Here is a 13223-nt window from a genome sequence, read left to right on the forward strand (position 1 = left end):
TTGTAACCTGCTACGTGGGCAACTAATTCGCATCCGTAGACAGGGCTTCTGGATCTAAAAGTTCCACCTGACCCAGGCGACCGTCGAGGCGTACCCATTGGCCTGGTTGGAGAAGCTCAAGGGCCATGGTGACATTAGCAACCATTGGAATTTGGTGTTGGCGGGCCAAACTTGCCCCCTGGGAGAGCATGCCCCCCTGGGTTGTGATAATGCCGCTGACCTCCTTGAGATGCTCTAGAAAATGTTCATCAATGTAGGTGGTCACCAAAATATCATTGGGACTCCAGGACATGACCCGTTCCCCAGGTAAACAGCGATGGACACGGCCAATCACCGAGCCACTACTCACCGCTTGACCCTGGAGTTTTTGTAAAAAGCAACTACTCGAAACATCTTCTTTCGTGGTCAATTGACCGTAGATAATCTCTGGGGGAGGCCCCTGTTCTTGGTTTAAATTCATTTGCGATCGCCGATATTGAATTTTTAGCTGGAGGCGGGAAAACTCCTGGGATTGGGGGGCATTAATCAAGGCCTTTACCTCCGGGAGCTTGAGCCAAAAAATATCCTGGGGCTGCTCTAGATAACCTTGGTTTTGCCAAATCTGGGCGATCGCCAAAAAATGCCAGCGCAACTGGGCCAAGAACGTTTCACAAAGCCCCGTCACTACTTCCTGTTGACGGTAGATCTGCTGGAGTTGGCGCTGGGCGGAGCTAAGGTCAGGGGGAGAAATGGCGGTGCGCGGCTGGTTCACTAAATCCGTTAATTGTTGGCGGATCGTCCCCGAATCTTCTCGCCAGCGCCGCTGGGCCAACTCCCAAGGGAAATCTGCCCCATCCCCATGCTCCTTCAGCCACTGATTTAAACGACCAAATAAATGTTCACCATCGGGCAGCTCTGCGAGTTGGGCAAATAAAGCCGCCCGTGTAAAGGGTTCAACGGCCCCCTGGCGTGGTTCCCCTGTGGTGCGGAGGGTCCCCCGGATATCCACGGCCAACTGATTGAGAGCTTGGAATTTGGGGGGGAGCGGCGGCAGAAAATGGGACAGCCCCGTGGTCAAACGGCGACGCCAAAGGATCACTTCCCCCCGGAGCCAATAGCCAAGCAGGAGTTCCAGTATCTCCGTGATTTGCTCGACATTTTGCACCAAATCCGCCAGGCTGAGGGTCGAAAGATCATTGCGGCTGATCATTTTGATCGTTTTTAGCAGAGGGTAACAAAGGCGCTCCGCTTCCTGCTGAAACTCTGGGTACCATTGCCAATCCCAATGCAAATAGCGGTAACAAAACAGAGGATGGCGAAAGCTAAACAGCAGACACCCCAGTCGGGATTGGAGGTCGCTAAATTCAAAATTTTCCCGGCGACAGACCCGCTCCCAAAAGCTGCGATTGAGATAGCTATATCCCCGATGATGGGAAATCAAGGCGATGTTCTGGAGATTTTCGCGCCCTTCCCACAGGGCATCATAGATACTGGCGATCGCCCCTGGTGCCGTGACCTCTAATAGGGAGGCGCTCAAAGGGGATAAAGGTTTGGGGAAATGGCTCGCAATTTCTTCCCTCGTCCAGACCGGATGGAGATGATAGATCGGCCGCACCCGTAAAATCCAAATATCCTGGCCCGTAAAACACCATTCCAGGGCCTGGGGACTGCCCTGTTGATGTTCCAACTGACGGCTGAGGTGGGCCACTTCCTGCAAAATATCCAAGGGAGGATGGTTAGCATAGGGTTTCCCGCCCAGGGGCTGGGGTGAATCCAGACCGTAGTACAGCAAAAATTGGCCTTCTCCAATCACGAGCGGCGTAATAAAATCTCGGACAACTTCCGTGAGGGGATCCTGGCGCTTGTAGGGGAGCGGCGGGCGACTGTAGGTAATGCCAGACCATTGCACCGTGGGTTGGGCTTGCACCAGCAGTGCTTGTTTCCCCACTGCCGTTTGACTAAAGCCATTCACCAGGGCAACTTCCAAGGCTTCTGGGCTGGTGAGTTGCTCCGTGGGAATCTGAAATCTGGGAAGGACTTTTTCGCTGGAGAGACGCACCATATAAGGGCGATCGCCACTGGGTTTTAGTAAATCAACCAGTCGTTTAAAATCATCCCCTGGTTTTAGCACCCACCCCGGCAAAACAGGATAACCCAAATATTTCAATTGGCTGAGGGTCGCCGCATCCTGGCCCACTTGGGGACTACTGAGGCGCTGATCGAGGGAGAGAAAGCCGGATTCAGGCCGAAAAATTTGCCAAACTTGCCGACTATTTGTTGTCTGTTGACTTAACCAGCCCAGGAGTCCCCCCAGGGCGATCGCCGCGACCCAATAGCCCGGCACCGCACCGTGGCGGATCGTGAGAGCCACAAAAATCAAAGTCAAAACGGCCCAGATCCCCAGGCGAATTTGTCGAAATACCGTCAAGCCCACCAAGCCAATAAAACTGACAATGGGCGTAATCTGCCAATCGTGGAGTAACAAGCCTCCCCACACCGCCGCAAAAGCCAGATCTTGGGTGCGCCAATAGCGGCCCATCATAAAAGCTAAAAGACTGATGAGTTCCCAAGGGGATTGGTACGGGAAAAAATACCGGGTGAAGAGCACCACAATTATCCCCAGGAGACAATCTCCCAACAGTTGCCTAGGGGGATGGCGATCGCCCCAGGGCAAAATACAAACTGCACCGAGGATTGGGATTAAAGTGAAAATGAGTAGACAACCCCAGACCTGCGTCAATGTCATGGTTGTGGCGAAAGGAATGTTTGGATCCGGCGCACGGCTTCCCGCAGTACCGCTGGTTCCTGAACGAGGGCAAAGCGGACATAGCCTTCCCCTGTTTTACCAAACCCTGATCCTGGCGACAGGGCAATGCCCGTTTGGGCCACTAATTGGGTACAAAATTCCAAAGAAGTTCCTGACCAAGCTTCTGGCAACTTGGCCCACACATAGAGGGTCGCCCCAGGCTTGGGTACAGACCAACCGTGGTCATTGAGGGCTTCGACGAGGGCATCCCGGCGGTCTTGGTAAACGCGCACATTTTCCGCGATGGTGGCTTGATCCCGTTGGAGAGCGGCGATCGCCCCGTTGAGAATCCCTTGGTATTGGTTAAAATCAACCACCGCCTTAATTTGGCGTAGGGCCGCAATCAGTTGGGCATTCCCCACCGCAAAGGCAGTACGAAAGCCTCCCATATTAAAGGACTTTGAAAAGGTAAAAAATTCAATGCTACAGGTTCTTTCCGGATCGGCCTGTAATACCGACGGTGGTGCCGTTTCCCCAGCAAAATAAATGTCGTTGTAGGGGAAATCATGGATCAGCGCCAGATCATGGGCCTGGCAAAATGCTACTGCCCCTTGAAAAAAATCGAGCGTGGCGATCGCCGTCGTGGGATTGTGGGGATAACTGAGAATCATTAAGCGACTTTTTGCCAAAATATCCTGGGGGATCGTCGCGAATTTCGGCAAAAAATGATGTTCAGCGGTGAGGGGCATAAAGTAACTTTCGCCACCCGCCAGCGCCACCCCACCCGCATAGGAGGGATAGCCCGGATCCGGCAGCAGAGCATAGTCACCGGGGTCGAGCAAGGCCAGCGGCAGGTGGGCCGTCCCCTCCTGGGAACCAATCAGCGCCAAGACTTCAGTATCGGGATCAACGGCAACCCCATAACGCTCGGTGTACCAAGTGGCGATCGCCTCCCGAAAAGCCTGGGTATTGCGGTGGAGGACATACCCATGGGTTTGGGAGTCTGTTAATGCCTGGGCAATGGTTTCCGTGGCGATCGCTGAAGCAGGGAGATCAGAAGAGCCGAGGGATAGATCAATTAAATCCTGACCCGCTGCCACCGCCTTGGCCTTGGCCCGGTCCATATCTGCAAACACATTTGCCGAAAGCCGTGATAACCGCTGGGAAAAATGCATAGGGGCAAATCAAATCGCTGAAAAATATTACAGTTGGGCTTCAACAAAATCCTTAAGACCCTGCTTCGTAATCGCCCCCTCATGGCTCGCCACAACCTTCTGGGCCTTAAAAAAGCGCAGGGCCGGCACCCCCTCCACTTGGCATTGGGCAACGGCTTCCGGATTGGGGTCTACTTCGAGCTTAACGACTTTTAGGCGATCGCCATACTCCTGGGCGGCCCAACTGACCGAGGGCGAAACTAACCGACAAGGCCCACACCAACTGGCCCAAAAATAGACCAAGATATCTTGATTGACGTTGAGGACTTCCTGCTCAAACTGGGAATCGGTAATTTCCAAAACGCTGCCACTCACAGGGGGTGAACTCCTTGATTACTTACAAAATGAAGACAGTTCCTTACGTTAACAGTTTTCGGCGATCGCTGGATCAATGGATTTACGAACAGCCACAAAACTCCATAAGCGAGCCAGGTAGGAATTCTTTGGACTTCTACCCAGCCAAGTAATCTGTTTGTAAGGTTTCAAGACCCAAAAACCGGGATAAAGCCCCCCTCAAGGCAAGACCCTAGAGATTTTTCATTTGGGTGCGTAGGGCCTCCAGCTCAGCATCCACCGCCGCAAAATCAGCATCCGTTGGTTCGGGAGTTTCGACGGGAGTATCGGATACTTCTTCCATTTCATCCACCATCTTGGCCGCTTCTAGGGCTGGTGCTTCCTGGGAAGCCGCTTTGAGCATCGCCAACTCATCATCAATGGAATTGGAGGCTTCGAGTTGGGCAAATTCTTGATCTAAACTGGCACTGCCCAAGACATTGGTTGCTTCAGATTGGGCTTCGAGTTCCATGATTTTGTCCTCCATCCGCTCGAAGGCACTCATCGCACTGCTGGTGTCGATGTTGTTCATGGTGCTCTGAAGTTGGGCATTCGCTTTCGCAGCGTTGGCCCGGGCCTTAAGCATATCTTTCTTGGTTTTGGCCTCTTGGATTTTGCTTTCTAGGGCAAGGAGGTTTTCCTTGAGGGTTTTTACCTGGGCATTTTGTTGGGTCAGTTGCTGTTGGAGGACTGCTGCGGTGTCCGCAAAGGTTTTTTTCCGGACTAGGGCTTCCCGGGCAAGATCTTCTCGACCGTTCTTAATGGCTAATTCTGCTTTCTTTTGCCAAGTGGTCGCTTCGGTTTGGTTTTTGATCAGCTGTTGCTCAGTTTTTTTCTGGGCGGCGATCGCCCGGGCCACCGACTGGCGTAATTGCACCAAACTTTCCCCCATATCGGCAACGGCCTGTTCCAATATTTTTTCGGGGTCTTCGGCCTTACTGACCATATCATTGAGGTTGGCTTTAACAACACGACCAAGACGATCTAAAAATCCCATGATGCTATATCTCTATACGTGATTGAGTGCAATTTAAACTGTGACTTACTCTGGCAAAGGGGTAAGCATACTCCTTTACATTTTAATCACTCCTTTGGTTTTCTATGGTAGTCGCTTCTACTGCTTGGGTCATTGGCTAAGAAGCTCGTCGGGTGTGAATGCCCAAAGGAAAGCTGTATTCACCCGCAAAAGTTGCATTTTGGTGTAGTTGGTGGTCAATGCGAGTTCGATTTTCTAAGTTTAATTTTTAAGACCACACTGCTATCTTGGCTGGTTTTCGTATTATTTTGAGATTAGTAAAACAAAATATGACGATATCTAATCAATATCTAACCAATGGGGTAAAGCCTAAATAGGTTATTGTAAGATAGTGACTTTCCTGGAAAAATCATCCTCGTGAAAATTCAGCACCAGTTGTAAATCGAAGGGATATAGATTCCTGATATCGATGCAAGTAGGCGAGTAACGGCCACTTTTCAAGGGAAAAGCCTGGGGTGAAAAAGCGAGATTGCAAGTGAATTTGGCCTGACTTCCCCAACTGTCGCGACTAAACTATGCACTTATGATGATCTACATATTCTGCTCATTGAAGATAATTTGGCGGAAGCTGAATTGTTAGGGGATCTACTGGCAGATATTGAGATGGTGCAGTGCGATATTGTGCATTTTGCCCACCTCGAAAAGGCGATCGCCTGTCTCGAAGACCAAACCTTTGACGTGATTTTGCTCGATTTGAGCTTGCCCGACAGCCAAGGCCTCAGCTCCCTCCCGATGCTGATGGGCATTGCTCCGGACGTTCCCATTGTGGTGCTGACGAATACCAATGATGCCGAGTTAGCCCTCGAAGCGGTGCACCAAGGGGCTCAGGATTATTTAATCAAAAAAAATATCGCCTTTGACCAAGAGACATTACTCCGCTCAATTCTCTACGCCATCGAACGCAAGCGGAATCAACAGGCCCTCAAGTTAGCCAACGAGCGACTCCGGCAAGAGATGAAGGCCCGCGAAGCAATGCAGCTCAAACTTGAACAATCCAACCAGGAGCTTGAACAATTTGCCTACATTGCCTCCCACGATTTGAAGCAACCCTTAGCGAGTATTTACTCTTGGTCTCAACTGCTCCAGGTGCGCTACGGCAATTGTCTGGATGAAAAAGGGAGTAGTTACCTCAATGCGATCCAAGATTCCGTGCGCCAGATGACCCAGCTCATTGAAGATCTTTTAACCTATTCGCGGGTCGATCGAGTAGAAAATACGGCGGTGGATGTGGATTGTAATTTGATCGTCCATCAGGTTTGTAATCGACTCAGTTCGGCGATCGCCCAACAAAGCGCCAAACTCACCATTGATTCCTTGCCTACCATCCAGGGAAATCCCCTACAAATCAGTCAAATTTTCCAAAATTTAATCGAAAATGCCCTCAAGTATTGCCGGGAAGAGGTGCCCCCCCAGATTCGGATCAGTGCCGTCCAAAACGATAACCACTGGGTTTTTAGCTGCCACGACAATGGCATTGGCATTGAAGCCGATTATTTTGAGCAAATTTTCTACGCTTTTAAACGCCTCCATTCCCAGAGTCAATATTCCGGGACAGGCATTGGCCTCGCTGTCTGTAAAAAAATTGTGCGCCGTTATGGTGGTGAAATTTGGTTGACTTCTACCTTTGGTGAAGGCTCTACTTTTTACTTTTCCTTTCCGATGCAATCTTCCTCCAAGGACAATGCCTAGGAAGCAGCTCTAGGGTATCTGCGAGGGAGTTTGATCAAGTTACAATAAAGCTGACCCAGACCTAGTTGATTTCACCTGATACAGACACCGTGACTATTTCTCCCATTTCTCCCCAAGACACTACCTTTAACCCCAATCAACCCGATGCCTTTGGGCGTTTTGGGAAATATGGTGGTAAATATGTGCCTGAAACCTTGATGCCCGCTTTGGCTGAATTAGAAGCGGCCTATGCCCAGTATCGTAACGACCCGACTTTTCAAGCAGAATTAGCTGGACTATTAAAGGATTATGTTGGTCGTCCCAGTCCTCTTTATTTCGCGGAACGACTGACGGCTCGCTATGCTCGCCCCGATGGTTCTGGCCCGCAAATTTACCTGAAACGGGAGGATCTCAACCACACGGGTGCCCACAAAATCAATAATGCGATCGCCCAGGCCCTCCTCGCCAAACGTATGGGCAAAAAACGCATCATCGCCGAAACTGGTGCGGGTCAACATGGCGTTGCCACAGCGACGGTCTGTGCCCGGTTTGGGCTGGAATGCATTATCTATATGGGGGTGCAGGACATGGAACGCCAAGCCCTCAACGTCTTCCGGATGAAATTATTAGGAGCCACCGTCCAACCCGTAGAAGCGGGCACTGGAACCCTCAAAGATGCCACCTCCGAAGCCATTCGGGACTGGGTAACAAATGTAGAGACAACCCACTATATCCTCGGTTCCGTAGCTGGCCCCCACCCCTACCCGATGATGGTGCGAGATTTCCACGCGATCATTGGTGCCGAAACTCGCCAACAATGTGCAGAAAAGTGGGGTGGCCTCCCGGATATTCTGATTGCCTGTGTGGGCGGTGGCTCCAATGCCATGGGGCTTTTCCACGAATTTGTTAAAGATTCGACCGTGCGCTTGATTGGCGTTGAGGCCGAAGGGTCTGGGATCACCAGTGGTCACCACGCCGCTACCCTCACCCAAGGGAAACCAGGGGTCCTACATGGGGCCATGAGCTACCTATTGCAAGACACCGAAGGCCAAGTCGTCGAGGCCCATTCCATCAGTGCGGGCTTAGATTACCCTGGCGTCGGCCCGGAACACAGCTACCTCAAAGATACTTGTCGGGCTGAATATTACAGTGTCACTGACCAAGATGCAGTGGCTGCCTTCCGACGGGTGTCCGAGTTAGAAGGAATTATTCCCGCCCTGGAAACCTCCCATGCCTTTGCTTATTTAGAAACCCTTTGTCCCCAGTTGTCGGGTAGTCCGCGCATTGTGATCAATAGTTCTGGTCGGGGCGATAAGGATGTACAAACGGTGGCAAAATATCTCGATCGCCATGGTTGGGACTAGAGAAATTCGAGATTAAAGTCTAAATTACGGTAAATAACGAGGGGGATTGATTGTAATCCCTCTTTTTTTGTGGCTACCAATGAATCTGACTCAGGATGTAGCGGAGTCGGTCGTAGTCGTCCTTGAGGAGGGTGCTGATCATGCGACCCACATCCACTAACCATTGGCGATCGCCTTTTCGCAGTCGGTAGACTTCCCGCACTGCTGCCGCCATGAGGGATTCTGGGGGCACCCAATTCACCTGCAAAAGCACCCGGAGAAACTCTAATCTGTCGGTGAAGTGAATAATTTCGTCCGGCTCGCAATGGTAAACCGATTGGTGAATTTGGGGGGGACGGGGCGGTAAATATTGAAACACTTCGCCCCGCCGACCATTGCGGCGATTACTGGGAATTTCAAAACCGACGATGGCCGCCCGAAACTCTGTTTTGAGCATCGCAAAAATTTGCGGCTGTTGTTCTCGCAACTCTTCGAGGCTCATCCCCAAGGCCCTGGCCCGATGGACTGAATCAATGGGGGCCGTGGTGACATAGGTAACGACCCCGTAGACGATGTTGCCTGATTCTTCGTCATAGGATTTTACCCAACTGCCAAAGGGGGGCATCACTGGGAAGCTGAGGTCTTCCGGCTCCAAACATTGGGCAGTAAACTCAGTGGTGGCAGTTTCAATGACCTCGGCAATGTGATCGGGGTGGCGATCGCCAGGGGAAAATTGGGGCAAGGGCAGACGCATAGGACGAGCCAAAGGGACTTATTTCGTGACTTCAAGCTCCGCGAGGTTAAAGGTAATCAGTTTATCCCAGTTCCCCCCTTCAAAAAGAACTGCTGCCCGACCATCACTGACCCGTTGGACGAGGCCCTTAAACCGATAAAAGGTGTCATCGGGGTTGATTACGCGCACCGTGCTACCAGGGAGAATCATCGCTTCCAAACCTTTCACTGAAATGACTAAGAAATTTTACCTATCATAGCGCGTTCAATTGGCGTTACTCGCCGAATCTGTCAGGCGATCGCCTTCGTTATTGAGTTGGGGTAGGGATTCTGGAAAGTAGATCGTGCGAATATCTGTCGGCAACTCTTCTAAAATCAATTGACGCCCTTGGTTAAGCCAATTCTCCACATCCTCAACGGTCAAATACTCTCTCTCGGCCTGGAGATGGGCAGAAATGCGGGTCGAGCTCCAGTGAAAATGATCCGCGAGCACCACAATCAACCGGGGCAGTGGCGGAACTAAATCCAAGGCTTGTTCCAGGTAACACCACAGGGGCGGCGTTGTCCGCTTAATGTCATAGTTAATGCTGGCCACCGGCGGAATCTCAAACTGATCCTGGTAGGCCGTTGCCACTTCCAAAAGCCACTGCTGTAAAGATTGAAACCCTTGGGCTTCTAAATCGAGGGTGCGCATTTCGTGGAAAATTTGCCGCCAGGTCAGGGCAAAAAGATAGTCCGTCTGCACAGGCGATCGCCCCCCATGGCCAACGAGCGTGTACACCAACGGCGCATATCGACAAAAAATCCCTGTGAAGTATTTCCCTTGATCAGAATAGCGTTGACAAAAAGTCAGCAGATCCGAATCGCTATAATGATTGAGGGCCAAAATCAGTGGATGATTGGTTTCAGAAAAACTCGGAATCTGAATCATGTCCTGCAATAATGCCTAAAAAGTGCCTGTGCGGCGTCACTTGATTTTAATCATAAGCGATTCACCTCCCAACTTTTGTTCCATGACCGTTGCTTTCTCTGCATTGTCCCATCCCTCAATGGCAGCCTTTTTCCCCGCCTTCGATAGCCTGTTTTCCACCCAAGGCATCATGGTGATGTTGCTCTGTGCCTATGGGGTCGCCATGTGGATGTTTCTGACCACAGCCCCCAAAGTCCACACGATTATGGTCTCGGATCTAGAAGTGGCCAGGGGATTTTATGAAGGAATTTTGCAGCTCCCCGTCGCCGATGTCCCCCTCCACTACTACTACAACTATGAACAAACCCTAGGGGCCGCCAGCCTTGACCCGATGTATATGGGGGCCAGTCCCATGGCGATGGGCCGCACTGAAACCTTGGGGGGGGCAGACGGGTTATGGTATCAACTGAAAAAAAATACCCAACTCCATGTGGTATCTGGGGCGAGCCTTGGAAAAAAGAATCGCCAACGCCACGTTTGTTTCGATAAGGATTGTTTAGAAGCGCTCCTGCTCCGTGTCCAAGCCCGCCGTCTCAAATATAAAATTCGCCAGGAAAAACCCTTAAACTTTCTGGTCAAAGACTGGGATGAACGGGTGATCGAACTCGCAGAAGTCATTAATTAACTCGCTATAGGTTTATCAACGTAACGGCCCCAGGCGCGACGGTGCAGAACGTTGCAACGTTTCCCCTTCAACTAACGTATGCACTTGCCAAGGGACTTCAGCGTTGGGATAGTCGGTGCGATAGTGCCCACCACGGCTTTCGGTACGCCAGAGGGCACTCTTGAGGATTAAGAGGGCAACATCGGTGAGATTACAGGTTTCTGCGTAGAGACGAATTTGCGCCTCGGCATCGGGATGCCTTAGATGGATTTGCTGTGGGGGATGGCCCTGAAGAAATTGCGCCAGGGGCATTTGCTGGAGTTGTTTTTGCCAGGTGCTTACCTGGGCGATCGCCTCCTGTAAGATTTTTTGTTCTCGACAAATACCAGCGCTTTGCCAGAGCAATAGGGGGAGATCGGCCCGGATCGTTTGCACTTTAACGGATAATTTTTTCCAGCTTGCGGTGATGGTCTGGATCTCAGGATCTTGTACCGCTAGGGTCGATGGTTTTGGCTGGAGATCCCGCAGTTGCGCCGCAAAAACCAGACATTCTAGCAAGGAGTTACTCGCGAGACGGTTCGCCCCATGGACGCCCGTACTTGCGGTTTCGCCAATGGCATAGAGCCCTGGAATCGAGGTTTCACAGTCTGTATTGGTGGTAATCCCTCCCATCCAATAGTGGGCGGCGGGGGCCACAGGAATCGGCTCCGTAAAAACATCCACCCCCCACTCGGCACACATCCGAATAATGTTCGGGAAGCGACGGCGGATTTTTTCGGCGGGGATCACACTCAGATCGAGGTAAACATGGGCATTGGCCGGATCACCGGCATTTTCGGCTAGGTAGCTAAAAATAGCGCGACTGACCACATCACGGGGGGCGAGTTCACCGTCGGGATGGTAGTCAAAGGCAAAGCGATCGCCATTAAACCCCAATAAATGCGCCCCTTCACCCCGTACCGCCTCACTAATCAAAAAATGGGGGGCGTTCGGTTTCGTTAAGGCCGTGGGATGAAACTGAAAAAATTCGAGATCCCGCAACTGGGCACCTGCCCGCCAGGCTAGGGCCACCCCATCCCCGGTACTGACAGTGGGATTTGTGGTTTGGGCAAAAATTTGGCCGCCACCGCCTGTCGCTAAAATTACGGCTCCTGCGGCAATCCATTGGATGTGGTGATCAAATAAAACACTGACCCCTTGGCATCGGCCCGTTTCATTGCGCCAGAGTTGGAGGGCAAAGGCCTGGGAAACAATGTGAATGTTCGGACGTTCAACCACCTGCTCGATCAAGGTGGTAATGATCGCTTTGCCGGTGGTGTCGGCAGAATGTAACACCCGGGGGCGGGAATGGGCGGCCTCCAGGGTCATCGCCAGTTCCCCATCCCTACGGTCAAAGGCGACTCCCATGGCCACCAGATGATCAATGGCTTCCTTCGCGTGGTTAACTAAAAACTCAACAGCCTCAGGGTCACACAGGCCCGCCCCCGCCTTGAGGGTGTCTTGGAAATGTAATTCTGGGGAATCCATCGGGGCGATCGCCGCCGCAATCCCGCCCTGGGCCCACTTACTCGATCCAGTGCGTAGCTTTGCCTTTGTGATGAGACCCACCTGTAAATGACTCGGCAAGGACAAGGCTGCATACAAGCCCGCTGCGCCACTCCCAATGACAACAACATCAAATTGAGTCGGCAAATTGGTCACGCTGGTCATTCCTTTGGGCAGTGGGTGGGCAATAAATTCTAATCACTATAGCTTTAAACCGCGGCGAACTGTGAGTTGTCCTTGACTACCCATGACGCCTGGTTGATTTCAAGGCGATGGCGCAAAAGAAAAACATTTCTGCCATTGAATTCACAAAAAAAATCCCCCCAGAACGGAGGGACTTGCTTTTTTTTCGGGGTGTTGGGAAATTTTCCTGGCTGAAACTAACGGTAAGTTAGCCATTGGGAAAATAACTTGAAGCTATAGCCGCAGTAGATGAATATCATGGGCAAAATTAACCGAAATCAACAAATTTTCAGTGAAAGTTTCGATTTATCGCACAATGCTACTGAGCATCCAAGCTTGTTTCTCATGATCGCGGATCCGGCCACTGAGGAGTTCTACTGTAGAAACATCGTGGTTTTGTTCTGCCTGTTGCAGGACGCCCTTCAGCTTCTCGGTCAGGGTGATGTGGTCATTCGATAGCTCGGCGATCATTTCTTCGGCGCTGGCTAAACCACTGGCCTCCTTGAGAGAACTCAATTCTAGGAACTGATGGAAGGAACCAGGGGCGGATAAGCCTAAGACCCGGATACGTTCGGCAATGTCATCTACGGCGATCGCCAAGGCTTGATACTGCTCTTCAAGTAGGTTGTGAATACCGTAGAACAGATTCCCTTGGACGTTCCAGTGGAAATTCTGGGTCTTTAGGTAAAGCAAATAGGTATCTGCCAGAATGTGGGACAGAGATTGGGCGATCGTTAAGGATGCCTCTTGGTTTTGGGTCGTTGTACCAGTGGTGGGGGCTTGTAAAGTCGTAGCCATAAAATATTTTCCTCCTAATGTTGTTAAAGGGATTTGGTAAATGGGTTAGAGAGGCCCGGTTAGCAGGGTGAA

General features: G+C 51.3%; 12 protein-coding genes. 3 read left to right on the plus strand and 9 right to left on the minus strand.

The annotated features are described in order from the left end of the window. Nucleotides 1–22: 22 nt before the first annotated feature. From AWQ22_RS01525 to AWQ22_RS01540, 4 genes are all read right to left on the minus strand, one after another. Nucleotides 23–2725, minus strand: coding sequence for a PEP-utilizing enzyme (locus tag AWQ22_RS01525; protein WP_065709965.1), 2703 nt, complete (start codon nt 2723–2725; stop codon nt 23–25). Next, nucleotides 2722–3900 carry an LL-diaminopimelate aminotransferase gene (locus AWQ22_RS01530; RefSeq protein ID WP_065709966.1) on the minus strand — a complete coding sequence of 393 codons (1179 nt, stop codon included), beginning with the start codon at nt 3898–3900 and terminating at the stop codon, nt 2722–2724. The genes AWQ22_RS01525 and AWQ22_RS01530 overlap by 4 nt, the downstream gene beginning before the upstream one ends. A gap of 27 nt (nt 3901–3927) precedes the next feature. Then, entirely contained in the window at nt 3928–4254 is a 327-nt protein-coding gene (locus AWQ22_RS01535; protein WP_012305927.1) for a co-chaperone YbbN, read from the minus strand. 211 nt (nt 4255–4465) lie between these two features. Next, complete coding sequence (locus AWQ22_RS01540) at nt 4466–5269, minus strand: PspA/IM30 family protein (protein ID WP_012305928.1); 804 nt, start codon at nt 5267–5269, stop codon at nt 4466–4468. Between the two features lie 585 nt (nt 5270–5854). On the opposite strand from AWQ22_RS01540, the gene AWQ22_RS01545 reads away from it, so the two are divergent. Next, on the plus strand, nt 5855–6997 hold the full coding sequence (locus AWQ22_RS01545) for an ATP-binding protein (protein ID WP_315862432.1): 1143 nt from the start codon (nt 5855–5857) through the stop codon (nt 6995–6997). An 89-nt stretch (nt 6998–7086) separates the two neighbouring features. Then, nucleotides 7087–8340: a tryptophan synthase subunit beta gene (gene trpB / locus AWQ22_RS01550; RefSeq protein WP_012305930.1), complete on the plus strand. Its 1254-nt coding sequence runs from the start codon at nt 7087–7089 to the stop codon at nt 8338–8340. A gap of 73 nt (nt 8341–8413) precedes the next feature. On the opposite strand, the gene AWQ22_RS01555 is transcribed toward trpB, so the two are convergent. The 3 genes from AWQ22_RS01555 to AWQ22_RS01565 are packed head-to-tail and all read right to left on the minus strand — an operon-like array spanning nt 8414 to nt 9982. Further along, a complete protein-coding gene (locus AWQ22_RS01555; RefSeq protein WP_012305931.1) occupies nt 8414–9073 on the minus strand; it encodes an HAS-barrel domain-containing protein in 660 nt (219 codons plus the stop codon). Nucleotides 9074–9091: 18 nt separating this feature from the next. Continuing rightward, nucleotides 9092–9262, minus strand: a complete 171-nt coding sequence (locus AWQ22_RS01560) for an NAD(P)H dehydrogenase subunit NdhS (RefSeq protein ID WP_012305932.1) — start codon at nt 9260–9262, stop codon at nt 9092–9094. 54 nt (nt 9263–9316) lie between these two features. Continuing rightward, complete coding sequence (locus AWQ22_RS01565; RefSeq protein ID WP_065709968.1) at nt 9317–9982, minus strand: RNA polymerase subunit sigma-70; 666 nt, start codon at nt 9980–9982, stop codon at nt 9317–9319. A gap of 82 nt (nt 9983–10064) precedes the next feature. Here AWQ22_RS01565 and AWQ22_RS01570 point away from each other — a divergent pair, with 82 nt between their 5' ends. Next, nucleotides 10065–10646 (plus strand): glyoxalase-like domain protein, encoded by a 582-nt coding sequence (locus AWQ22_RS01570; protein ID WP_065709969.1) that lies wholly within the window; start codon nt 10065–10067, stop codon nt 10644–10646. A 15-nt stretch (nt 10647–10661) separates the two neighbouring features. Here the strand turns inward: AWQ22_RS01570 and nadB are convergent, their stop codons facing one another. Together nadB and AWQ22_RS01580 are read right to left on the minus strand one after the other, a co-directional pair. Then, nucleotides 10662–12335 carry an L-aspartate oxidase gene (gene nadB / locus AWQ22_RS01575; protein ID WP_065709970.1) on the minus strand — a complete coding sequence of 558 codons (1674 nt, stop codon included), beginning with the start codon at nt 12333–12335 and terminating at the stop codon, nt 10662–10664. 324 nt (nt 12336–12659) lie between these two features. Continuing rightward, nucleotides 12660–13151, minus strand: coding sequence for a Dps family protein (locus tag AWQ22_RS01580; protein WP_012305936.1), 492 nt, complete (start codon nt 13149–13151; stop codon nt 12660–12662). Between the last annotated feature and the right edge of the window lie 72 nt (nt 13152–13223).

Source organism: Picosynechococcus sp. PCC 7117, from assembly GCF_001693275.1.
In the GTDB taxonomy this organism is placed as follows: domain Bacteria; phylum Cyanobacteriota; class Cyanobacteriia; order Cyanobacteriales; family MRBY01; genus MRBY01.